A 24,552-nucleotide genomic window follows, 5' to 3' on the forward strand; every position below is an offset into this window, starting at 1 on the left:
CATTCCAATTAAATTCTTCTACAAAGATATAAAAATACGGAACAATCGTTCCTGAATTGGTCAAAAAAATTATAGCACTGTGTTTACGATAAGTCCACCGTCAACTACAATTTCAGATCCAGTGATAAATGAAGCGTCATCTGAAGCTAAGAAACTAACTGTTTTGGCAACTTCAGCAGCTTGTCCAAAACGTTTCAATAAAATTTTCTCCCCCAAAGCAGATCCTAATCCTTCTACTTGTTCTTTTTCTAAACCAACTTTTCCGTACAATGGTGTTTCAATTGGACCAGGAGAAACCGCATTTACTCTAATTTTTCTTGAAGCCAATTCTACTGCAAAAACTTTATTTAAAGACAAAACCGCTGCTTTACTCGCTGCATATACACTTGAATTTGGCATTCCCACGTGAGCATTTACAGAAGTATTAAAGATAATTGAACCGCCGTCATTTAAAATTGGAAGCAGTTTTTGAACTGTAAAATAAACTCCTTTTACATTTACATTCATAATGCTGTCGTAATGATCTTCTGAAGCTGAATCTAATGGTGCAAAAGCTGCAATTCCAGCATTCAAAAATAAAATATCCACTTTTCCGAATTTTGATTTTACTTCTTCTACCAAATTGTCGATTGATTTTAAATCAGATTGATCTGCAACAATTCCTGTAACATTCAATTCTGATTCCGCTTTCGCTAAAGCTTCTTTGTTTCTTCCTGTTACAATTACTTTTGCTCCTTTTGCAACTAAATCAGCTGCTGCTGCGTATCCAATTCCACTGTTTCCACCTGTCACGATTGCTACTTTGTTTTCTAAATTTTTCATTTTATTATTATTTAAGTTATTGATTATTCAATTATTATGATACAAAGATATAATAACGGAACGATCGTTCCGTTATTATTATTGTTAATTTTTTGTTAAAACAAAAAATACCCTCCTAGATGTCTTTATTTTAAAGGCAATCAGCTATTTAACTATAAGCGAAAGAAATAGCAAAATGTCGTACATTCTTAATTTATGCTTAATTTTGTATTAAAAAATAACTCAGATGGATATTCAATTTTTTAAAGAAAGTCCTTTTACCACTATAATTTCATTTCACAAGCTAATTGAATCTTTTGAAGAAATTGCTCAATCAGACGTTGATTACAGATCAAATTATGCCAAAGCGATTTTAGAACAAATTGAATTAATTCCGGAACTTAGGACTGGAATCCAGGATTATTCGGTTATCAAAAACAATGAAGCTTTAATTAAAAATATATTAGCCGATTTATTTCCGACTGCATTGACGCACAACGAGATAAAAGCGGTTACAATTCCATTTCAAAATATCTCCTTTAATTATACAGAGCGTTTCAAGAAAATCCTCAAAAATGCAGGAGATGAGTTTTATATGGAAATTCGCGACTTTAGCGACCATCAATTCTATATCAATAACTGCTGTTTAATTTTGAGCAGTTATTACAAACAGCATATTGATTTCAATCAGCCGTTTTTCTATGACATTCCTAATGAAAATGGTATTGAAAAGCACTATCGCATTTTGTACAATGCTGATTTCATGGAAATTACTCCAACCGAAAACGCTGTTCCACTAACTCAAGAAGATATTGATCAATTACTTGATAATTATAACGATATCAATTTATGGAAATCTAAATTCCCAAAAGGAAGCTGGATTTTAAGAGGTTTTGGTATTGTTTCTTTATTTGATGCGACAACAGAAAGTGCTATTTCTATATTGAAAAGTAATCTTCTGAAACCTGGGCCTAAAACGGTTGAAACAGATCAAGAAGTCTCTAATATTTTTCAGTCTATCTTTAATCTTCCAAATTTAAAAGTCGGATTTATTATCTATAATCCAGAGGAAGAAAAATTTATCAGACCAGCAAAATATGAAAATCAGATGAAAAGCTTCTTGCTTTCGGCTGATCAGGAAGTCGATTGTAAAAATGCTTTGTTCGGATGTTCTTTCGAAAATTTATTAGATAACAATGAGCCTTTTGTTATTTCTAATGTGCGTAAATTCACTGAAGAACAAACAAATAAAAAACTTGGTGAGCATTTACTGTCACAAGGCATACAGAGCTGTATATTTGCACCAGTTATAAAAAATGGGCATTTACTAGGAGTTGTAGAATTAGTTTCACAAAACATACAAGATCTAAATAGTGTAAATGCTACAAAACTAGATTTGGTTCTGCCATATTTAACCGATACTATTGATCGTGTTAATACCGACATGCAGCATCAGATCGAGGCGATTATTCAGCGTGAATACACTACGATTCACCCAAGTGTGTATTGGAAGTTCAAGAGAGAATCTCAGAACTATTTTCAAAATATGAATCATACTAAAGATTATATTTTTAAAGAAATTGTTTTTAAAAATGTATATCCGCTGTATGGACAAATTGATATTAAAGGTTCTTCTGAACATCGTAATGAAACAGTAAAAATTGATCTGAAAAGTCAACTGACAGCTCTTATGGAAATTTTTGATAATCAAGAAGAAAACTCAAACTTAGTTCTTCTTGAGCAGAGAAAATTTGAATTGGAATCGCTTCGAAGCGAGTTGGATTATCCACTAAAAGCAGATACAGAACAGCACATACAGCGTTACATTGAAGAAGAAATTCATCCGATACTGAAAAATACAAAAAGCAATGTTAAATCTGAAAAATTAGAACAATTATACTTTGATAGCTTAGACGAAAAAACAGGAATGTTTTATCAGGAAAGAAAGAAGTTTGACAATGCCATGTCGATTATCAATAAAAGATTGGCAACAGTTTTAGACAGAAAACAAGTTGAAGCTCAGCAAATTTATCCGCATTATTACGAACGTTTTAAAACGGATGGTGTAGAACATAATTTATATATTGGAGCTTCGATCTCGCCAACAAAACCTTTCGATATTATGTATCTGCATAATCTTCGTTTGTGGCAATTGCAAACTTTATGCGAAATGGAATTGGAACACCATGAACTTAAAGAATCTCTGCCTTACGAATTGGATGTTACTTCGTTAATTCTAGTTTTCAGTTCTGCGCTTTCTATCCGTTTTAGAATGGACGAGAAACGTTTTGATGTAGATGGAACTTACAATGCAAGATATGAAGTCGTTAAAAAACGAATTGACAAATCGCACATCAAAGGAACAAACGAACGAATTACTGAAAAAGAAAAAATTACAATTGTATATTCTCAAAACAGCGAGGAAGCAGAATATTTAAAATACATTAAATACCTGCAGCATAAAAAAATTCTTGAACCTTCAATTGAACAATTTGAAGTTGAAGATCTTCAGGGAGTTTCTGGTTTGAGAGCGATTCGTGTGAAAGTAATCAACAATAATTCGAACCCAGGAATTAAAAAAATAACTTATCAGGATTTATTAGATGAGCTCAACTAAATAGTTGAGCTTTTTTATTTTTTAAACACATAGAAACATAGATTTTGAAACTTAAAAGGCGTTTCACTTGTATCAATGCACATAGGTATATGTGAGAAACTAGTTTCTTTCTTTATTCTTTGTAGATAAAGAAAAAACTATGTTTCTATGTGTTTAAAAATATTTTTGTTAAAAAATTTGTCAAAGTTCTCTAGACACGGATAAAACAGATTCGCTATCGCGAAAACGCGGAAAAAAACGAATTTTTTTCAATCTAAAATAAATCAGAAAAAGAATCTGTGTTCATCCGCGTTTTCGCGATAGCGAATCCGTAAAATCAGCGTCTAAAATTTTAAATAGATTTAAAAGCAATCACAAACGCAATTACCGTTATGATAATTCCGAACATAAAAAAGTTATAGGCAATTCGCAGTAAATTATATTTTCGCTGCAAAACCAATCCCAAGTAATACAAATCTTTGATCATGGTTGAATACAGATAATCTCGGTCTTTCATCATTTCATTCATTGCCCAATCGTAATCTTCGAGAGGCATTTTGTAGAAATTTCCAAAAAACATCAAATTCACTTTCTTAGCTTCCACATCATCTCTGGTGAAAAATCCTGATGTAACTTTTGGACGTGTCGAAAGAATCGCAAAAATAATCGTAATTACACTAGACATCAGCATAATAAACGTCGGTACAACCAAATGCGCATTTTTCGGACTATCTAGTTTTGGAATAATAGATGATAATGCAATCGAGATAATAATCGCATTTACCGACAATAGAATATTGGCTTTACTATCGGCAATTCCACTTAAACGTGTATGATTTCCGAGAGTGACACGAAATAGAGTATCAATTCCGCGATCTGGTTTATCAGCTTTTTCAGCTTTTTCTCTTTTTTTATTTTCTTCTTCTAGTGCAGCGGCAGCTTTCAATTCCTGTTTGTTTATTTTTTTCTGAATTAATAATAGATTTTTTTCTTTCAGAGGTTGCCATTTTCTCAAGGCATAGTCTGTGTAGAATCTGTGTTTATTCAATAAAAAATTAAGATTTTCTCTAGTCCATTCTTCATTAGAAAAGCTTACAATTCCAGCATTTTTTAATTCCAAACGAAGTAATTCGCAAGTTGTGGCATATTCAGCTCCCATTAAATGGGCGTAATCTGCATCTCTAATAATTTTTTCAAGATGCGTTTTAGGCTCATATTCTTTAACTGTAGCCAAAATTAAACTCGCAACAAGTGCGATAAATTCTTCCGATTTTCCTTTTTCGCGCAAAAACTCAGCAGCAATTTCGGTGCTTTTCTTTTCATGATTTTCATACCCTTCAATATATCCAGTGTCGTGAAACCACGCAGCCACCAAAAGCGCTTCCTTATCCTCACCGCTTACATCTTCTTTTTTGCAAAGTTCTTTTACTGCTGTAACAACCGTAAAAGTATGATTAAAATTATGGTAAGAATATAAATTAGAAAGTTTATCTTTGAGTAAATTACCGACAAAATCCTCGGATTGTTCTATTAGATTCATAAAGAATATTTTTATACCACTAAATTATGAAATTGTTTTTGGATAATCATTTTATTGCTAAGATTAAAAACTGTTTATTAGCAATAGCGACACTATTCATCGTTTATTCCTGTGCAACACGTAAACCGCAATATGGAAAAAGTGTAAGCGCCAACGAAACAGAAAACGCAACAGATACCATAAAAATTGCACATACTTTTTTTCTTGTTGGCGATGCTGGAAATGCCGATGAAGAACAGGCACAGCAAACGTTAGAACTTCTGCATCAAAAGCTAAAAAAGGCGAACAAAAAATCGACATTGCTGTTCTTGGGCGATAATATTTATCCAAAAGGCTTTCCGAGTGACAAACATCCTGAAGACAAGGCTTTAGCGGAAACTAAATTGACCAATCAATTAAAATTAACGAAAGGTTTTAAAGGAAAAACAGTTGTCATTCCAGGAAATCATGATTGGTATAGCGGCATCAAAGGCCTAGAACGTCAGGCTGATTTTGTAGCCAAATATTTAGATGATAAAAAAGGTTTTCTTCCAAGAAAATCCTGCCCAATTGAAAACACAAAAATTGACAGTACTACTACTCTGATAGCTGTTGATAGTGAATGGTTTCTTGAAGATTGGAACGATCACCCAACTATAAATGACAATTGTGAAATTAAGACCCGAGAAGCTTTTTTTGAAGAGCTAGAAGGTCTTTTAAACAAAAATCAAGAAAAAACCGTTGTTTTAGCTATACATCATCCGTTATTAAGCAACGGAACACATGGCGGACAATTTTCATTAGAAAAACAATTATTCCCTTTAGAGCAAAAAATTCCGCTTCCAGTAATTGGTTCGTTTATTAATTTATTGCGAAAAACTTCTGGCGTTAATCCGCAGGATATTCAAAACAAACAATATACGATTTATACTAAAAGAATTAAAACGCTTTTGCAAAAACAGAAAAATGTAATTGTCGTTTCAGGTCACGATCATAACCTGCAATATATAAGCAAAGAAAATATCCAGCAGATTATCAGTGGCGCTGGATCAAAATCGGAAGCCGCTAGAGCTATTAGCCCGTATGACTTTTCATATGGCGGAAATGGTTATGCTACTTTAACTATGTTTAAAAGCGGAGATGCGAAAGTTTCTTTTTATGGAAATGAAAACGGCAAAGAAAAGCTTCTTTTTGAACGCGAAATAATAAAAGCCAAAGAAATTAATTGGGCTTCAGATATTCCGAACAAGTTTCCTGCAAAAGTAACCACTTCGATTTATTCTCCAGAAATGACTCGAAAAGGGGCATTTCACAGATTTTTATTCGGTCAGCATTACAGAAAATATTACAGTATGCCAATTGAAGCTACAACGGCTACCGTTGATACTTTAAAAGGAGGCTTAAAACCAATTCGCGAAGGCGGAGGGCATCAATCTGTTTCTTTGAGAATGTCTGATCCTCAAGGGCGTGAATACATCATGCGTGCGATGAAGAAAAGTGCGACCGTATTTTTGCAGTCAGTGGCTTTTAAAGATCAATATGTGGTAAATGAATTTGAAAAAACATACGCCGAAGATTTCTTGTTTGATTTTTATACTACTTCTCACCCTTATTCTTCTTTTGCAATCGGAAGCATGTCTGATCAAATTGGACTTAGACATACGAATCCTATTTTATATTATATTCCGAAACAAAATGGTTTAGGCGAATTTAATGCAAGTTTTGGAGACCAATTATATATGGTTGAAGAAAGACCTGCAGATAATCATCTTGACGGAAAAAATTTCGGAAAGCCAAGCAATATCATTGGAACTGATGATATGATGCTGAACCTTCATAAAGATGAAAAATATACTGTTGATGAAAAAGAATATATTAAGGCGCGTTTGTTTGATATTCTTTTGGGTGATTGGGATCGTCACAGTGATCAATGGCGTTGGGCTGAATACAAAGAAGATGGAAAAGTAATCTACAGACCTATTCCGAGAGATCGTGATCAGGCTTTTGTGAAATATGATGGCGCTTTGCTTTCACTTATAATGAATATGCCTCCTCTTCGTCATATGCGAACTTTTAAAGGCGACAGAATCAATGTAAAATGGCTTGGAAGAGAACCTTATCCAATGGATTTGGCATTTCTAAAAACTGCTGGAGAAAAAGAATGGGTTGAACAAGCCAAATATATTCAGGAGAACTTAACAGATGCAGATATCGATTTGGCTTTTAAAAATATGCCTAAAGAAGTTCAAGACGAAACGGTTGATGAAATTAAAGCAAAGCTAAAAAGCAGAAAAAAAGATCTTCAGAAATATGCTCGCGAGTATTCTGAAGTGTTAGATAGGACTGTTATGATTGCTGGAACAGACAAAAAAGACAAATTTGTTTTGAATCATAATGTGAAGAAAGGAATTGAAATTCAGGTTTTCAGAATCAAAAAAGAAGGTGATGAATTACTTTATACTAAAAACATAACCGATGATAAAACCAAAAATCTTTGGATTTACGGACTAGACGACAATGATGTTTTTGAAGTAAAAGGAAACGAAAAATCTAGCATTAAAATTCGTTTGATTGGAGGTCAGAACAACGATACTTATAATATTGAAAACGGAAGAAAGGTTATTGTTTACGATTTCAAATCAAAAGAAAACACATACAATCTAGATTCTAAAACGCAAACACAGCTTACAGACGATTACGATGTTAATGCTTACAATTACGAAAAACCTAAATATAATGTAGTTTCTGGTCTTCCAAATATTGGATATAATCCAGATGACGGTGTAAAAGTAGGAGTTAACGTAAATTATACCGTTAATAATTTTAAGCAAAATCCGTACACACAAAAACATATTTTTAATGCTTTCTACTATTTTGCTACTGGTGGTTTAGAGTTTAATTATGCGGCGCATTTCCCTGGCTTATTAGGAAAATGGGTCATTGATGTGGAATCATTGTATACGACTCCGAATTTTGCCATGAACTATTTTGGCTACGGAAATGAATCGCAATACGATGATGATCTAGGAATGGATTACAATCGTGTACGCATTAGAAAATTTAATGCTTCGGGTGCCATTCGTCATGTAGGAAGATATGGAAGCGAGTTTAGCATTCAGCCAATCTTCCAGAGAATGACAGTTGAAGATACCGAAAACAGATACATTAATATCCCAGGAATTGTAAATCCTGAGGTATTTGATAGTCAGAATTACGGAAGTTTAAAAGTAAAATATCAATTTAAAAATTCAGATTTCGCAGCAAAACCAACTTTAGGAATGGCTTTTATGATTGCTGCAACTTGGACGACGAACTTAGATGACACAAAGAAAAATTTCCCTACTTTGGAAAGTTTCTTAGGTTTTACTCATAAAATTGATCATAACGGAAAATTGATTTTAGCAACTTACTTTAAAGGAAAAGCTATTTTTAATAATAATTATGAATTCTATCAAGGTGCTTCTTTAGGTGGTGATACCGATTTGCGTGGTTATAGAAATGAGCGTTTCTTAGGAAGTTCATATTTCTCTCAAAGCTCTGATTTGCGTTTAAGCATCGGAAAAATCCGTAAAACGATTGTGCCTTTTACGTATGGAATTTTAGGAGGTTTTGACTACGGAAGGGTTTGGCTTGATGGTGAAAATTCTAAAAAATGGCACCAAGATTACGGCGGCGGACTTTGGCTGAATGCCATAAATGTGATTACAGCAAGAATCTCATATTTTAAATCTCCAGACGAAATTGGAAGATTGATTTTTGGAGCCGCTTACAGCTTCTAGCTGTAGGTTCAAAGTTGCAAAGGCTCAAAGTAACAAAGTTTTTATAGCCACGAATTACACTAATTTCCACTAATTTTTATTTAAATATAATTCGTGAAAATTAGTGTAATTCGTGGCTAACTTTTGACTTAGTAACTTAAAGCTTAAACTCGTAGAGCTTTCCTCCTATTTTGTTTGTTTTTTCGTCGGCGATTAGTAACGTATTATTATCTTTAAAAACGATCGCTTCTTTTTGTGAAAAGTGATTTAAATTTAACTCTGTTTGAGTTCCTTTATGATATAAATCTCCTTTAAAGCCTTTAAACAAAAGCACTTTATCGTGACTAAGTAAAGCTACTTTTTTCCCATCGGGACTAATTGTTGCACTCGTAAGAACGCAATGATTATAATTACTGCAGGTTTTAAACTCTCCTATTTTAACTGCTTTTTGAGTTCCTGCAGCATTTTTGATTTTGTAGATAAAAGCTGTTCCGTCAAAACCTTTACTTCTGTTTTTGGTAAAAAGATAGAAATAACCGCCTTGTTCGAAGAAGCCTTCAACATCGAAAAACATTTCTTTTTTCTTTGGAGGAAATTCTTTTTGTTCCGGATACGAAAATGAAATTTTATATTCCGTTTTAGCGACATCACTATTCAGTTGATTTTTTGCTACTTTATAAATGCACAAATCTCTTCTTTCGTTATCATTATTTCCAAAATCTCCAATGTAGATATTTCCAGTTTTATCTTTTGTAATATCTTCCCAATCAACATTTGTAGCGTTTGAAATCGTAATGGTTTTTGCCAATTTCCCTTTAGAATCGATAGCATAAATCGCATTTTTATTTCCGCTGTCTTCCAAAGTATAAAGCGTTTGCGTTTCGGGAAAGTAAGTTATTCCAGAAACTTCTTTTAATTTTTTCGGAAGCGAATAAAGTTCTTTTAAATCAGAACCAGATTGTTTCTGGCAAGCCAATAAAACAATTGAACAGATAATTAGGAAAGATTTTTTCATAAAACTATTTTTTGAACCATATAAGTTAATTTAAAAAGACAGGCTTAATTAAACTTATATATCTTATATGGTGAAATGATTTAAACTAAGTTAGTGTTTTTAAAATTACGGGTAATAAATTCAAATGCGGCGTGCATGATGTGCCCCATTGATTTTGCGTTTTTGAATTTCATATCGTTTGTATAACGGTATAATTCCATTTTTAATTGCAGTAAATGTTCTTGCGTTGAAATGGTATCGTGGCACATAATATTCAGCAATTTTTTGATTCTCGTTTCGGCAGAATGAATACGTTTTGCCAAAATCGCTCTCTCTTCATCTTTATATTGAATAATCGAACGTTCTTCTAATTTCTCTTTAATCAATTGAATCATTGGAAAGTTTTCCTTGAAAAACTGCGGACGATACACTTTAAAATTCCCCTCGTAACATTGCTGATCAAAATCGATTGGACGAATTTTATAGACTACTTGATCAAAATCGTGAATCGGGACAATTACATAATTGTACGCACGCATGTCGCCTAAAAGCCGAATCATACAACGTTCATTAAATTTCACAAATTCTTTTGCTATTTGTGCTTTTTCCATTTCACTACATTTATCAAGCAAAGTATCCATAAAAACATCGCCTGGAATTCCGATAATATGCTCTTCGATTAGAGTGTCTTTATAAACCAGAAAGTTGATTTTATCTGGCGAAAGAATATCTTCTAGTTCTAATCCGTAAATACGGGAAGCATCTGCTTTTTTGATATAAAAATGAACATAGTTATCATTGAGAATATTTCGGACTTTAATTCTAAAAGGTTTTGAATTTCCGAAAGTACAATAGTCAATGGCATCAACATTTAGATATTGAATAATTTCGCTATTACCATCAGAATGCAGAAGTGAATATATTTTCTTTAGATTCAAATCAATTTCATTACGCTCAAATTCGCCATAATATACCCGAATCCAAAGCGTGTCTGTATCATTCTTATCATAAACATTTATAGAACCCGAAAAACGAAGCAAGTCATCATAAAACACAGAAACTTTAGAAATACGCTCGTATCGCTCTAAATAACTTAAAAGTGGCTGTGTTAAAGGGTAAGACGGTTTTTTTAAAACCATTAAAGGCTCGCTCATTTTGAATATCTTTATTACAAATTTACGTCAATACGATTTAAAGTTAGAATTTAAAGTAACAAAAATCAACTTGGCTCGTCATACTAAAAACTAAAACCAGAAAAATTTGGAAACCATATTAACCATTGAGAATTTAAGCAAAAGATACGGCCGCATTCAGGCTTTGAAAAATGTATCTTTTCAAATACAAAAAGGTCGCGTTTATGGCATTCTAGGGCCAAACGGCAGCGGAAAATCGACTACATTGGGAATTGTATTGAATGTTGTCAATAAATCGTCTGGCGATTATCGCTGGTTTGATGGCAATGTTGAAACTCATGACGCGTTGAAAAAAGTGGGCGCCATTATAGAAAGACCTAATTTCTATCCGTACATGACAGCCGAGCAAAACTTAAAATTGGTTTGCAAAATCAAAAACATCAACTATTCTAAAGTCAATGAAAAGTTGGAATTAGTGGGTTTAAGCGAAAGAAAAGACAGTAAGTTCAGTACTTTTTCATTGGGTATGAAACAGCGTCTAGCTATTGCATCGGCACTTTTGAACGATCCTGAAATTTTAATTTTAGATGAACCAACCAACGGATTAGATCCACAAGGAATTCATCAAATTCGTGATATCATAAAAAAAATCGCATCGCAAGGAACGACTATTCTGCTTGCTTCGCATTTATTGGATGAAGTCGAAAAAGTATGCTCGCAAGTAATTGTTTTAAGAAAAGGTGAAGTTTTATATTCTGGCCCTGTTGATGGAATGTCTTCTAACGAAGGTTTCTTTGAGCTGCAAGCCGATAATAATTTAGTTTTAAAAACTGTTTTAGCCGAACATCCTGCTGTTGATAGAATTGCTGAAGAACATGATAAAGTTTTAGTTTACCTAAATTCTAATTTATCGGCTTCAGAATTAAATCAGTTTTTGTTTTCTAAAAACATTGTTTTAAGCCATTTAGTAAAACGTAAAAACAGTCTGGAAGCACAATTTTTAGAATTAACCAAAAACGCTATCGCTCAAAAAAACTAAACCATGAAAAGACTTCTTTCTATAGAATTGCAAAAAATCTGGATGAACAAAGCCAGTAAAATATTAACTCTAACTTATTTTATATTACTTTCTTTTATAGCCTTAATTGCAGCAATAAAATTTGACATAGGTCCTTTCAAATTTCATTTGGCAGAAATGGGAATTTTTAATTTCCCTTTTATCTGGCATTTCAATACTTACGTTGCCGCTTGGATGAAATTCTTTTTAGCTATTGTAATTGTTTCGATGATGGCCAATGAATATAGCTACGGAACTTTAAAGCAAAATTTAATTGATGGTCTTAGCAAAAAGGAATTTATTTTATCCAAATTTTTAACCGTAGTTTTATTTGCTTTTGCCTCTACTGTTTTTGTTTTTGCAATGAGTTTAATTTTAGGGCTATGCTTTTCTTCTTACACCGAATTTGGTATTATCTTTAGCGATTTAGATTATCTTCTAGCCTTTTTTGTAAAATTGACCGGATTCTTTTCTTTCTGTTTATTTTTAGGAATCTTAGTAAAACGTTCTGCTTTTGCTTTAGGCTTTCTTTTAGTTTGGAATATTCTTGAAGGCATTATTAAAGGTATTTTGGCATTTAAGGTTTTTCCTGACAGCAACACTAATCAGAAAATCATGCAGTTTTTCCCATTAGAATCAATGTCAAATTTAATTGTCAATCCGGGCCCAAGATTATCTGTAGTTAAAAATATTGGGACACAAATGGGAATTGAAACTGAAACTGATTTTAGTGTTGATTATTTAGCCGTATTTATTGTTTTGATTTGGACTTTTCTATTCATTTATTTTTCTTACAAATTATTAAAAAATAGAGATTTGTAGTATATTTGTTACTATGAGTCCTTCAAGAATTTTATTTATAATTTTCATTTTGTGCTGTTTTGGCAATCAAATCAGTGCACAGAATATTTCTGTAAATTCTACTGCAACCCCAACTGATTTAATTCAGAATGTTTTAATTAATAGTTCTTGCATTGATACTGAAAGTGTCAATGCATCAGGAAATCCAACGCCAAACCAGCAGAGTTACGGCTCTTTTACAGCAGGTGCAAATTTTCCATTTTCTAGCGGAATAATTTTAAGCACCTCACCAAGTAAAAAAGCAGAAGGTCCTTATAACCAGCAAGACTCAAAAGGTACACAAGTGCCGGGCTGGAATGGTGACCCTGACCTTAATCAAGCTTTAGGAATTAGCAACAGTACACAAGCAACATTTTTAGAATTTGATTTTGTGGCCCTAACCAATTCAATAAGCTTCAATTATATTTTTGCTTCAAATGAATATCAAAATAATTTTCCCTGTATTTATTCAGACGGATTTGCGTTCTTGATTAAAGAAGCAGGAGGCAGTGAAAATTATAAAAATCTCGCGGTTTTACCCAATTCTACAACCGCGGTTTCTGCTACAACAGTTCACCCTAAAATTAATACGATAAATGGCAGTGGCGGAGAACCATTGATAGGATGCGAAGCTGTAAACGAGAACTACTTTAATGGCTATAATACAGCTACAAGTCCTATTAATTATGCTGGTCAAACTACAGTAATGAATGCTTTTACAGATGTCATTCCAGGTAAAAAATACCATTTAAAATTGGTTGTTGCCGATGATGCCACAAGACAATACAACTCGGCAGTTTTTATTGAGGCAGGCAGTTTTGTAACAAAAATAAATTTTGGTGACGATAGAACAGTAGCTAACAATAATCCAATTTGTTTTGGCGAAAATTATGTATTAGATACCAATTTAAACTCTGCAATATATACTTTCAAATGGTTCAAAAAAGATGCTTCCAATAATTACGTTCAAATTCCAGGAGCAACATCTTCCTCCTATGCTGTACAAGCAACTGGAACGTACAAAGTTGAAGCAAATTTGGCTACTACAACATGTATTTCTGTTGGAGAAATTACAGTTGAGTTTACACCTCAAATTCAATCAACCAATACTTCTTTGCTACAATGTGATGATGATGCTGATGGTATTACTATTTTTGATTTGACTAAAGTTGCTAATATTGTAAAAAACAATAACTCGCAAATTATCAATCAAGGATATTACGAGACTCTGGCCGATGCACAGGCAAAAACAAATCCAATTTTAAATCCGCAACGTTATACCAATAAAACGCCAAATCAAATCATTTTTGCAAGGATTGAAAATACGTTTGGTTGCAGTGCGATAGCTCAAATTACACTTAATGTTTCCAGCACTGTAATTCCAGATCAATCTCCAATAGCGAAATGTGACGAAGACGAAACTCAAGACGGATTATATCAATTTAATCTAGAACAAGAGGTAACTCCTCAAATTTTAACAAGTTTGCCTCCTGGATTAGTAGTCAATTATTTTTTGACAGCTTCTGATGCAGTTACAGAAACAAATCAGCTGCCGAATATTTTCAAAAATACTACGCCAAACAGCCAGACTATTTATGCTCGTGCAGTAAATGGTTCCGATTGTTATGATATCACTCCTATAGAATTAATTGTCCACACCTTCGACCCTCCAAATTTTGAAGATGAGACGCAATATCTTTGCAAAGGAGATCAAATAACATTATCTGTTGCTACAGGTTTTAGCAGTTACTCATGGTCAAATAATGGCAGCACAACAAATTCAATTCCTGTTAGTAGTGCTGGCGATTACTCCGTAACTGTAACAGATGCAAATGGGTGTCCAAAAACTAAAAAATTCAAAGTAATTTTATCTGAACCAGCTACAATTACAGGAGCAGATGTAAAAGATTTCTCTGGAATAGACAATTCTGTAAAAATTCTCTATACTGGTGTTGGAAATTATGAATTTTCTTTGGATGGAACTGTTTTTCAAGACGATCCAACTTTCACACAAATAAGTCCGGGAGTTTACAATGCGATTGCTAGAGACAAAAATGGTTGTGGTCCTTCTAATGTGTTTCAAATATATGTTTTAGATTATCCACGTTTCTTTACTCCAAATGGAGATGGCTACAATGATTTATGGGTAATTAAAAACATTGACCAAATGCCAGATTATACTATCTCTATTTTTGATCGCTACGGAAAATTATTAAAGCAAATGAACCAAAATGGATCAGGCTGGAACGGAATTTTCAACGGAAGAGAAATGCCTTCAGACGATTATTGGTTTACTCTTTTATTTGTTGACGGAAAAAATGTGAAAGGACATTTTAGTTTGAAAAGATAATGTTTTAAAATCCAAATTCTGAAATTCCAAATTCCAATACTTAGTCAGAAATCTAAACTCACATTCCAATTGCAAAAAGCAATTTCAATTAATCATAAAAAAGAATCCCAAACTCCATGAAATTGGAATTTGGGATTTTTTATATTGAAAGTTAAACTAATTAGATTTTGTATCTTTTTCTATCAGTTTCACTTAAGTAAATCTTTCTTAAACGTAAAGATTTTGGAGTTACTTCAACGTACTCATCTTTTTGGATATACTCTAAAGCTTCCTCTAAAGAGAATTTGATAGCTGGAATAATTCTAGCTTTATCATCAGCTCCAGAAGAACGTACGTTAGAAAGTTTTTTCGTTTTAGTAACGTTAACTGTCATATCGTCGCTACGAGTATTTTCTCCAATTACCTGACCTTCATAGATATCCTCGTTAGGATCAACGAAGAATTTACCACGATCTTGTAATTTATCGATAGAGTAAGGAATAGCTTTTCCGTTTTCCATAGAGATTAATGAACCGTTGTTACGTCCAGGAATTTCTCCTTTGTATGGTTCGTATCCGATGAAACGGTGTGCCATAATAGCCTCACCAGCAGTAGCAGTAAGCAATTGATTTCTTAAACCAATGATTCCACGAGATGGAATGTTGAATTTAATAATCATACGCTCACCTTTACCTTCCATAGAAAGCATTTCCCCTTTACGGATAGTTACAAACTCAACCGCTCTACCTGAAAGGTTTTCTGGCAAGTCGATCGTTAATTCTTCAATTGGCTCACATTTAACACCATCAACTTCTTTGATGATAACTTGTGGCTGACCAATTTGAAGCTCATACCCTTCTCTTCTCATTGTTTCAATAAGAACAGATAAGTGAAGTACACCACGACCAAAAACCATGAATTTATCAGCAGAATCAGTTTCTCCAACTTTCATCGCTAAGTTTTTCTCAAGCTCTTTTGTTAATCTTTCGCGGATATGACGAGAAGTAACAAATTTACCTTCTTTACCAAAAAAAGGAGAATCGTTAATTGTAAACAACATACTCATTGTTGGCTCGTCGATAGCAATAGTTTGTAAAGCTTCTGGATTTTCAAAATCTGCAATAGTATCACCAATTTCAAAACCTTCAATACCTACAACAGCACAAATATCTCCAGCAACAACCTCTTCTACTTTTCTACGACCTAAACCTTCAAAAGTGTGTAATTCTTTAATTCTAGATTTGATGATTTTACCATCTCTTTTTACTAAAGAAATTGGCATTCCTTCTTTTAAAGTACCTCTTTCAAGACGTCCGATAGCGATACGACCTGTAAATGAAGAGAAATCTAAAGAAGTAATCAACATTTGTGGAGTACCTTCAGAAACTTTAGGAGCTGGAACATTAGCAATAACCATGTCTAATAATGGCTCAATGTTTTCTGTTTGATTTTTCCAATCATCAGACATCCAGTTGTTTTTAGCAGAACCGTAAACAGCTGGGAAATCTAACTGCTCTTCAGTAGCTCCTAATTCGAACATTAGGTCAAAAACTTTTTCGTGAACTTCTTCAGGAGTACAGTTTTCTTTATCTACTTTGTTGATAACCACACAAGGCTTCAATCCTAAATCGATCGCTTTTTGCAAAACGAAACGAGTTTGAGGCATTGGTCCTTCAAAAGCATCAACTAGCAAACATACACCATCGGCCATGTTCAATACACGTTCTACTTCACCTCCAAAATCGGCGTGGCCAGGAGTGTCGATAATATTGATTTTTGTTCCTTTATATTGAACAGATACGTTTTTAGAAGTAATTGTAATACCTCTCTCGCGCTCTAAATCATTATTATCTAAGATTAAATCACCTGTGTTTTCGTTCTCACGAAATAACTGACAGTGATACATAATTTTATCAACCAAAGTTGTTTTACCGTGATCGACGTGGGCAATAATTGCAATGTTTCTAATAGATTCCATCTGTGATTTTTAATGGGCGCAAAGGTACACTTTATTTTTTAAAAAAAAATGTTTCTGCCATAGTTTGCGTATATACAATCAATTAGTTAATATAAATCATAAAAATATCGTTTTCAAAATGACATTAAGATACGTTCTGTTATAGTTAAATTAACTATATTTGAGGTGATGAAAAGTAAAACTCTCCAAATTACTCTTATTTATACCATCATCTCGATAATTATGGCGGTCTTATGTCATAAATTACTCATAACCTACTTTTCTTCTTCAGAATACTTATACTTCTCTTTAATAAAAGACGTAATATTTATTCTAATTACAGTATTGGTTTTCAGTCTTATTCTTTCAAAAAACGAAAAACGAAACATAACCATTTTTGAAAAATTAAACAAAACCAACGAAGAAATAAAAGAATCTAATGAGAAATATGACATTGTAGCGAAAGCGACTAGCGATACGATTTGGGATTGGAAAATTCAAGAGGACAGTATTAATTGGAACAAAGGAATTGAAGGTGTCTTTGGTTACGATCCAGCAGAAGTGGGCAAAACTTCTAAATGGTGGTTTGACAAAATTCACCCAGAAGACAGCATCCGAATGTCAATAAAGCTATATTCTTTTATAGAACAAAAAACAGAAAAATGGCAGGATCAATACCGTTTTAGATGCGCAGATGGATCATATAAATATGTTTTGGATCGAGGTTTTTTACTGAAAGATGAAAATGGCAGAGCCATTAGAATGATTGGAGCTATTCAGGATATTACGAAGCAAAAAGAAGAAGAGCAGCGATTAAAACTTTTGGAAACTGTAATTACGCAATCTAAAGATTCTATTTTAATTACCGAGGCCAATTCTTCTGAAAGAAAAATACCAAAAATAGTTTACGTGAATCCTGCATTTTCTCAAATGTCAGGTTATCAGTCCAATGAAATTATTGGAAAATCGCCAAACATTTTTAAAGGGCCGAAATCAGATTCTGACGAATTAAAGAAACTTTTAAGAGCCATAAAAAATGAAGAAGAATGCCTAATTGAAACCATTACTTACACCAAAAGTAAAGAAGAATACTGGGTTCGTTTTTCTATGATTCCTATCTTTAATAATGAAGGCATCATTTCTCACTGGATTTCAATACAGAGGGATATTACAGACGAGAAAAAACTGGAAACAGAAAAAGAACATCTTATTCGAGAATTAACCCAAAACAATAAAGATTTAAAACAATTCTCTTATATCACGTCACACAATCTTAGAGCACCACTTTCTAATTTGATTGGACTTTTAAATTTAATAGAAGACATACCTATAGAAAATGAAGAGCTTGAAGAAATATTAGCAGGCTTTACAAAATCAACACATTTGCTAAATGAAACCATCAATGATTTAGTAAAAGTTATTATCATTAAAGACAATCCTTCTATGCAAAAAGAAGAAGTATCTTTAAAAGAAGTTTTTGAAAACGTATTTAGCCAATTATCTTTTCAAATCGAGTTACACAAACCAATAATTAAACTTAAATTTGACAAAGTACCTGAGCTTATTACAAATAAGGCCTATATTGAAAGTATCTTATTAAATCTCTTAACCAACTCTATAAAATACAAATCAGAAAACAGAAAACTAAAAATATCTATAATAGCAGAACAAATAGAGCAAAGAACAATCTTAACCTTTAAAGATAACGGAATCGGAATTGACCTTGAACGAAATCGCGACAAAGTATTTGGCCTTTATCAAAGATTTCATAATTACCCTGACAGCAAAGGCTTAGGATTATATCTTGTAAAATCGCAAGTAGAAACAATGGGAGGCACAATCTCTATTGATAGTGAAGTTAATAAAGGAACTACATTTACGATAACATTTAAAAATTAATTACTATGCTTGAGCAGATTTTATGCATTGATGATGACCCAATAACATTAATGCTATGCAAAAAGGTAATTTCAAAATCTTCATTTTCACATGAAGTTGTTACAGCTCAAAATGGCGAAGAAGCCCTTCATCATTTCAATGTCTTAAAATACGCAAAGGACAAAACAAAAAAAAGGCCTGAGTTAATTTTTTTAGATTTAAATATGCCTATTATGGGAGGATGGGAATTTCTAGACCATTTCACCTCTTCGGATTACAAAGAGTTTAATACTGTTCCAGTAATCGTCTTATCTTCTACTATTGACCCCGAAGATCTTGCCAAAGCAAAAAAATATCCAATTATAATAGATTTTCTTTCCAAACCAATTACACAGCCAATGCTAGAATACCTTAAAAAGAAAATTGATTTATAAAATTTAAAATCCCAATATTTTAAATTCCAAATCCCAAAACCCCACAATACACAAAATCAATCAAGGTTTAAATTTTTAAATCTCTCAAATAACAAAATTCCAAATTCCAATCTATTTATAAAATTGGAATTTGGATTTTTTTTGTTGGAATTTTATTTTAGATTTAAAACAAAAAAAAGTCCTCTTTTGGAGGACTTTTATATTTTTAATAAATTGTTTTAATTACAATTTAGCAACATGTTTAGTTAATTTAGACTTCAAGTTAGAAGCTTTATTATCATGAATGATGTTCTTTTTAGCTAATTTATCAATCATAGAGATTACAGTTGATAATTTTGCAGTAGCATCAGCTTTATCAGTAGCTAATCTTAACGCTTTAATAGCATTACGAGTAGTTTTATGCTGATATCTGTTAAGAACTCTTCTTTTTTCGTTACTTCTGATTCTTTTTAATGCTGACTTATGATTTGCCATTTTCTTTTAATTTTAGATGTAATAATTATTATAAATACTAGTTAAAAAAGAAAAACCTCCCACAACTGTAAAACAATCACTTTGGTTTTAACTAATAAAACAAAAACCGAGACACCAATCTTTGTTTTACAAAACTTATTTACAACTAATTTTGTAGTCCGTAGGGGAATCGAACCCCTGTTACCAGGATGAAAACCTGGCGTCCTAACCCCTAGACGAACGGACCAATATTCTCCTAAGTTGGAAACTTTTCAATATGTAATATAACTTGTAGTCCGTGGGGGAATCGAACCCCCCTTACCAGGATGAAAACCTGGCGTCCTAACCGATAGACGAACGGACCGCGCTTCTGTATTGCGGATGCAAAGATACATCTATTTTTTATTTGCGCAACACCTAATGCAAAAAAATGTATTTTTTTTTAATACGCCTTAGCAAAAAGCACTCTTTTAGAAGATGGTTTCCCAGTAAATACACAGGTTCCCGCCTCTTCAATAGCATCCAAAGGAATACAACGAATTGTCGCTTTTGTCAATTCTTTTATCTTCTCTTCTGTCTCAGCAGTCCCATCCCAATGAGCAGATAAAAAGCCTCCTTTTCCTTCTAAAACTTCTTTAAATTCCTCAAAACTATTTACTTCCGTAATATGGGTATTACGATAATCTAATGCTTTAGTAAATAAGTCCGTTTGAATCTGTTCTAAAAGATCATTTACATGTTCAACGATTTTTTCGCTAGCAACAACCTCTTTTGTCAAATTATCTCGTCTTGCCACCTCAAAAGTTCCGTTCTCTAGATCTTTTGGACCAACCGCAATTCGAACAGGAACCCCTTTCAATTCCCATTCTGCAAATTTAAATCCTGGCTTTTGAGTTGTTCTGTCATCAAACTTAACCGTGATTTTCAATTTTCTCAATTTAGCTGTTAAATCTTTAACGGCTTCTCTAATTTGAACCAATTGTTCATCAGTCTTATATATAGGTACAATAACTACTTGAATTGGAGCCAAATTTGGAGGCAATACCAATCCTTGATCATCAGAATGCGTCATGATTAACGCTCCCATTAAACGAGTAGATACTCCCCAAGAAGTTCCCCAAACGTGTTCTTGTTTCCCTTCTGCATTAGCAAACTTAACATCAAATGCTTTTGCAAAGTTCTGGCCCAAGAAATGAGATGTACCAGCTTGCAACGCTTTTCCATCTTGCATTAACGCCTCGATGCAATATGTTTCATCAGCACCAGCAAAACGTTCTGTTTCGGTCTTAAAACCTTTAACAACTGGAATTGCCATAAAGTTCTCAGCAAAATCAGCATAAACATTCATCATTTTTTCAGACTCCTCAATAGCTTCTGCTTTTGTAGCGTGAGCAGTATGCCCTTCCTGCCATAAAAACTCAGCAGTTCTTAAGAACAAGCGCGTACGCATTTCCCATCGAACCACATTAGCCCATTGATTAATCAACAGAGGCAAATCTCTATAAGATTGCACCCATCCTTTATATGTAGACCAAATAATAGCCTCACTTGTTGGACGAACAATAAGTTCCTCCTCTAATCTTGCATTCGGATCAACCATTAATTTACCTGGTCTTTCCTCATCATTTTTTAATCTATAATGCGTTACAACCGCACATTCTTTTGCAAATCCTTCAGCATTTTTCTCTTCAGCCTCAAACATGCTTTTCGGCACAAACAAAGGGAAATACGCATTTTGATGTCCAGTTTCTTTAAACATACGATCTAACTCAGCTTGCATTTTTTCCCAAATAGCATATCCGTATGGCTTAATTACCATACATCCTCTAACTCCTGAATTTTCAGCTAGATCTGCCTTTACAACCAGTTCGTTATACCATTTCGAATAATCTTCTGATCTTGTAGTAAGGTTCTTACTCATATTATATTTTTTGGCACAAATTTTGTTTTAAACAATTTTAACTAAATAGTTTGACAAAACTAACTAATTTTGTAATGTGCAACAATAAAAAACACCACAGATATGAAAACTTACCTTTCACTCCGCCAAAACTCTAATCATTTTTACTTAATTGGATTATTGAGTTTATTGCTAGCATCGTGTGGTTCTTACCAAAATTCCTCTTATTACGATAATGATGGCGTTTATGGTGGCTCATCTGTAAAATATGCGCAAACTACTGGTACAAACAACCAATACAAAGAATATTTCAGATCACTGCAAGATAACAATCAGTCAACTGAAATTTTTACTGATGTTGATAATTACACTAACTATTCAGATAGCACTCAAACCGCTTCAACAGGTTATCCAGCTTGGGGAAGCAGCAGTTCTGATGTTTCTGTAAGCTTCTACACTACCCCAACATGGTCATTCGGATTTGGATGGGGCTACCCTTATTACGGCTATGGCTATTACGGATGGGGCTACCCTTACTACGGATGGGGATATCCAGGATGGGGCTACCCAGGCTGGGGTTATCCAGGATGGGGATATCCATATTATGGATATGGCTACAACTATTCTTACAACTATGGAAGAAGAGGATCTGCAGCTTATTACGGAGACAGAAACTATGCTTACAACAGAAATTACAGCACCAATAGAGGATACACAACCAATAGAAACTACACCACTAATAGAGGATACACTACTAATAGGGGAGATTACACAACAAACAGAAATTATACCACAAACAGATCTAACAGCTACACTGATTTTAGAAGAACTTCTACTTTAAACAGAGGAACCACTAGTCCTACATTTACAAATAGAGGAAATTACAACAACGGCTCTAATTACAACTATAGCAACAGAAGATCTTATAACAATAGCGGAAATACCACAACAAACAGAAGCTACACGCCTAACTACAACAATGGCTCTTCTAGAAGCTATACACCAAGCAACAGCAGCTCATCAAGAAGCTACTCTCCTAGCATGGGAGGCGGAGGCGGCTCTAGATCATACAGCGGCGGTGGCGGCGGTGGCGGAATGAGATCTGGTGGCGGTGGCGGAGGAAGAAGATAACCTTTCCTCAGCACACTTAAATTCGAACTAAAACTTATCAAAATGAAAAAAATACTTTTCCTATTAATAACAGGACTAACTGTCAGCGCGTCATATTCTCAAGAAGTTTCAGATGCTTTACGTTATTCTCAAGAAAACCTTACCGGAACTGCACGCTATAGAGCCATGAGTGGTGCTTTTGGAGCTGTTGGAGGAGACATCTCTGCTTTAAGCGTTAACCCTGCCGGATCAGCGATTTTTAATAGCAATCAAGTTGGAGTAACCTTTAGCAATCAGAACATTAAAAACAATTCTAATTACAACGGAACTCAAACATCAGATAAAGAAAACTCTTTTATCTTAAATCAAGCTGGAGGCGTTTTTGTATTTAAAAACCACAACCCTAATGTAGGTTGGAATAAAATTTCAATTGGGGCAACTTATGAGAATACCAACAATTTCAACAATGAAGTTTTCTCGGCAGGAACAAACCTTAACCATTCGGTTGACGCGTATTTTTTAGATTATGCAAATTACAGCAATGGAGGCGCCCCTGTTCCTCAGGAATTTGTTACTTTACAACCAAACGAAACGGTTTCTGATCTATATCAATATTTAGGATCCAATTTTCCAAACGGCCAATATCCAAACCTAAGCGGCTTCTCTGCACAACAAGCTTTATTAGGAAATCTTGGACGTGTTATAGGAATTGACGAAGCAAACAATCCTAATAGCACGTATTCCACAAATGTTCCAAAAGGCGGAAATTATTATCAAGAAAATGAAATTTATACTAGAGGATACAATAGCAAAGTAGGCTTCAATATCGCAACGTCTTACAAAGACCGATTATATTTAGGAGCAAATTTAAATGTTCATATTACAGATTATAGAAGATCTACAAGTTTCTATGAAGACAATGACAATCCGTTACAACCTAACGAAACAATATCAAGCATAAGATTTAATAATGATTTATATACTTATGGAAATGGTTTTTCTTTCCAACTTGGAGCAATCGGAAAAGTAACTGACAATTTTAGACTGGGTGTAGCATACGAATCTAACACTTGGTATGAATTGTACGATGAGCTTTCACAAAGTCTATACACAACGAGACAAGCTGCAGGCGGACCAATTGTCAATGCTAATGTAGCTCCTAATGTAGTAAACGTATATGAATCTTATACTTTACAAACACCTGATAGATGGACTTTTAGTGCTGCATATATTTTTGGAAAATCAGGATTATTAAGTATTGATTATGGCATAAGAAATTACGGAAACGCTAAATTCAAACCAAGCAATGCGGGCTTTGGCGGCATTAACAATGAAATAGATAACACTCTAACTAGCACTGGAGAGCTTCGTATAGGTGCTGAATACAAAATCAAACAATTAAGCTTAAGAGGCGGATACCGTTATGAAGGAAGCCCTTATAAAAATGGAATTACAGTTGGAGAATTAAACAGTTATTCTGCTGGTTTAGGTTATAATTTTGGATCTACAAAATTAGATCTGGCTTACTCTTATTTAGAAAGAGATTCGAATCAAGGTTTCTTTACAAGAGGATTCACTGACGGAGCTAACATTACTTCGAAATTAAACAATGTTACTATGACTTTATTATTTGAATTGTAATTAAAAATCAAAATAGATGATTGAAATTTCCGTCAGGTTTTTCCTTGACGGATTTTTTTTTACTCTTTCAAAAAAACATTTGTTTTAAATTCAACTCAAAAAGCACAAGTAACCAAACCGGTTAACTTCATAAAAAACAGCTAAAACAAACT

General features: G+C 33.5%; 16 protein-coding genes and 2 tRNA genes. 9 read left to right on the top strand and 9 right to left on the bottom strand.

What is annotated here, in order from left to right:
• Positions 1-69: 69 nt before the first annotated feature.
• Entirely contained in the window at positions 70-822 is a 753-nt protein-coding gene (locus PQ463_RS12405) for a glucose 1-dehydrogenase (RefSeq protein ID WP_274253982.1), read from the bottom strand.
• A 226-nt stretch (positions 823-1,048) separates the two neighbouring features.
• Between PQ463_RS12405 and PQ463_RS12410 the strand changes: the two genes are divergently transcribed.
• Positions 1,049-3,418: a GAF domain-containing protein gene (locus PQ463_RS12410; RefSeq protein WP_274253983.1), complete on the top strand. Its 2,370-nt coding sequence runs from the start codon at positions 1,049-1,051 to the stop codon at positions 3,416-3,418.
• 331 nt (positions 3,419-3,749) lie between these two features.
• Here PQ463_RS12410 and PQ463_RS12415 read toward each other — a convergent pair whose 3' ends face one another.
• Positions 3,750-4,937: a Pycsar system effector family protein gene (locus PQ463_RS12415; RefSeq protein WP_274253984.1), complete on the bottom strand. Its 1,188-nt coding sequence runs from the start codon at positions 4,935-4,937 to the stop codon at positions 3,750-3,752.
• A 26-nt stretch (positions 4,938-4,963) separates the two neighbouring features.
• Here PQ463_RS12415 and PQ463_RS12420 point away from each other — a divergent pair, with 26 nt between their 5' ends.
• On the top strand, positions 4,964-8,695 hold the full coding sequence (locus PQ463_RS12420; RefSeq protein WP_274253985.1) for a metallophosphoesterase: 3,732 nt from the start codon (positions 4,964-4,966) through the stop codon (positions 8,693-8,695).
• 136 nt (positions 8,696-8,831) lie between these two features.
• Here PQ463_RS12420 and PQ463_RS12425 read toward each other — a convergent pair whose 3' ends face one another.
• Both PQ463_RS12425 and PQ463_RS12430 read right to left on the bottom strand, forming a co-directional pair.
• Entirely contained in the window at positions 8,832-9,689 is an 858-nt protein-coding gene (locus PQ463_RS12425) for an SdiA-regulated domain-containing protein (protein ID WP_274253986.1), read from the bottom strand.
• Between the two features lie 80 nt (positions 9,690-9,769).
• A complete protein-coding gene (locus PQ463_RS12430; RefSeq protein WP_111378308.1) occupies positions 9,770-10,822 on the bottom strand; it encodes a hypothetical protein in 1,053 nt (350 codons plus the stop codon).
• Positions 10,823-10,928: 106 nt separating this feature from the next.
• On the opposite strand from PQ463_RS12430, the gene PQ463_RS12435 reads away from it, so the two are divergent.
• From PQ463_RS12435 to PQ463_RS12445, 3 genes are read left to right on the top strand one after another with little or no spacing between them, the layout of a single operon-like run.
• Positions 10,929-11,840: an ABC transporter ATP-binding protein gene (locus PQ463_RS12435; protein WP_274253987.1), complete on the top strand. Its 912-nt coding sequence runs from the start codon at positions 10,929-10,931 to the stop codon at positions 11,838-11,840.
• A gap of 3 nt (positions 11,841-11,843) precedes the next feature.
• A complete protein-coding gene (locus PQ463_RS12440) occupies positions 11,844-12,680 on the top strand; it encodes an ABC transporter permease (RefSeq protein WP_111426605.1) in 837 nt (278 codons plus the stop codon).
• Between the two features lie 13 nt (positions 12,681-12,693).
• Entirely contained in the window at positions 12,694-15,048 is a 2,355-nt protein-coding gene (locus tag PQ463_RS12445) for a T9SS type B sorting domain-containing protein (protein ID WP_274253989.1), read from the top strand.
• Between the two features lie 160 nt (positions 15,049-15,208).
• Here PQ463_RS12445 and typA read toward each other — a convergent pair whose 3' ends face one another.
• Positions 15,209-17,005, bottom strand: a complete 1,797-nt coding sequence (gene typA, locus PQ463_RS12450) for a translational GTPase TypA (protein WP_111378311.1) — start codon at positions 17,003-17,005, stop codon at positions 15,209-15,211.
• A 168-nt stretch (positions 17,006-17,173) separates the two neighbouring features.
• Between typA and PQ463_RS12455 the strand changes: the two genes are divergently transcribed.
• Both PQ463_RS12455 and PQ463_RS12460 read left to right on the top strand, forming a co-directional pair.
• Complete coding sequence (locus PQ463_RS12455) at positions 17,174-18,883, top strand: PAS domain-containing sensor histidine kinase (protein WP_274253990.1); 1,710 nt, start codon at positions 17,174-17,176, stop codon at positions 18,881-18,883.
• Between the two features lie 5 nt (positions 18,884-18,888).
• Complete coding sequence (locus PQ463_RS12460) at positions 18,889-19,296, top strand: response regulator (protein ID WP_274253991.1); 408 nt, start codon at positions 18,889-18,891, stop codon at positions 19,294-19,296.
• Between the two features lie 222 nt (positions 19,297-19,518).
• Here the strand turns inward: PQ463_RS12460 and rpsT are convergent, their stop codons facing one another.
• The 4 genes from rpsT to proS form a co-directional block, all read right to left on the bottom strand.
• The gene (rpsT, locus tag PQ463_RS12465) at positions 19,519-19,770 is read right to left on the bottom strand and encodes a 30S ribosomal protein S20 (protein WP_073417115.1); all 252 of its coding nucleotides are present in this window, start codon (positions 19,768-19,770) and stop codon (positions 19,519-19,521) included.
• A 154-nt stretch (positions 19,771-19,924) separates the two neighbouring features.
• Positions 19,925-19,996, bottom strand: a tRNA-Glu gene (locus PQ463_RS12470).
• A 45-nt stretch (positions 19,997-20,041) separates the two neighbouring features.
• Positions 20,042-20,113, bottom strand: a tRNA-Glu gene (locus PQ463_RS12475).
• Positions 20,114-20,191: 78 nt separating this feature from the next.
• Positions 20,192-21,670 carry a proline--tRNA ligase gene (gene proS, locus PQ463_RS12480; protein WP_274253992.1) on the bottom strand — a complete coding sequence of 493 codons (1,479 nt, stop codon included), beginning with the start codon at positions 21,668-21,670 and terminating at the stop codon, positions 20,192-20,194.
• 102 nt (positions 21,671-21,772) lie between these two features.
• Between proS and PQ463_RS12485 the strand changes: the two genes are divergently transcribed.
• A complete protein-coding gene (locus PQ463_RS12485; RefSeq protein WP_274253993.1) occupies positions 21,773-22,780 on the top strand; it encodes a hypothetical protein in 1,008 nt (335 codons plus the stop codon).
• A gap of 42 nt (positions 22,781-22,822) precedes the next feature.
• On the top strand, positions 22,823-24,400 hold the full coding sequence (locus tag PQ463_RS12490) for an OmpP1/FadL family transporter (RefSeq protein ID WP_274253994.1): 1,578 nt from the start codon (positions 22,823-22,825) through the stop codon (positions 24,398-24,400).
• The last annotated feature ends 152 nt before the right edge of the window (positions 24,401-24,552 follow it).

This window comes from Flavobacterium sp. KACC 22763, assembly GCF_028736155.1.
Classification (GTDB): domain Bacteria; phylum Bacteroidota; class Bacteroidia; order Flavobacteriales; family Flavobacteriaceae; genus Flavobacterium.

Coding starts and splice junctions, on each gene's coding strand:
- PQ463_RS12405 (WP_274253982.1), bottom strand. CDS start 822: ATGAAAAATTTAGAAAACAAAGTAGCAATCGTGACAGGTGGAAACAGT.
- PQ463_RS12410 (WP_274253983.1), top strand. CDS start 1,049: ATGGATATTCAATTTTTTAAAGAAAGTCCTTTTACCACTATAATTTCA.
- PQ463_RS12415 (WP_274253984.1), bottom strand. CDS start 4,937: ATGAATCTAATAGAACAATCCGAGGATTTTGTCGGTAATTTACTCAAA.
- PQ463_RS12420 (WP_274253985.1), top strand. CDS start 4,964: ATGAAATTGTTTTTGGATAATCATTTTATTGCTAAGATTAAAAACTGT.
- PQ463_RS12425 (WP_274253986.1), bottom strand. CDS start 9,689: ATGAAAAAATCTTTCCTAATTATCTGTTCAATTGTTTTATTGGCTTGC.
- PQ463_RS12430 (WP_111378308.1), bottom strand. CDS start 10,822: ATGAGCGAGCCTTTAATGGTTTTAAAAAAACCGTCTTACCCTTTAACA.
- PQ463_RS12440 (WP_111426605.1), top strand. CDS start 11,844: ATGAAAAGACTTCTTTCTATAGAATTGCAAAAAATCTGGATGAACAAA.
- PQ463_RS12445 (WP_274253989.1), top strand. CDS start 12,694: ATGAGTCCTTCAAGAATTTTATTTATAATTTTCATTTTGTGCTGTTTT.
- typA (WP_111378311.1), bottom strand. CDS start 17,005: ATGGAATCTATTAGAAACATTGCAATTATTGCCCACGTCGATCACGGT.
- PQ463_RS12455 (WP_274253990.1), top strand. CDS start 17,174: ATGAAAAGTAAAACTCTCCAAATTACTCTTATTTATACCATCATCTCG.
- PQ463_RS12460 (WP_274253991.1), top strand. CDS start 18,889: ATGCTTGAGCAGATTTTATGCATTGATGATGACCCAATAACATTAATG.
- rpsT (WP_073417115.1), bottom strand. CDS start 19,770: ATGGCAAATCATAAGTCAGCATTAAAAAGAATCAGAAGTAACGAAAAA.
- proS (WP_274253992.1), bottom strand. CDS start 21,670: ATGAGTAAGAACCTTACTACAAGATCAGAAGATTATTCGAAATGGTAT.
- PQ463_RS12485 (WP_274253993.1), top strand. CDS start 21,773: ATGAAAACTTACCTTTCACTCCGCCAAAACTCTAATCATTTTTACTTA.
- PQ463_RS12490 (WP_274253994.1), top strand. CDS start 22,823: ATGAAAAAAATACTTTTCCTATTAATAACAGGACTAACTGTCAGCGCG.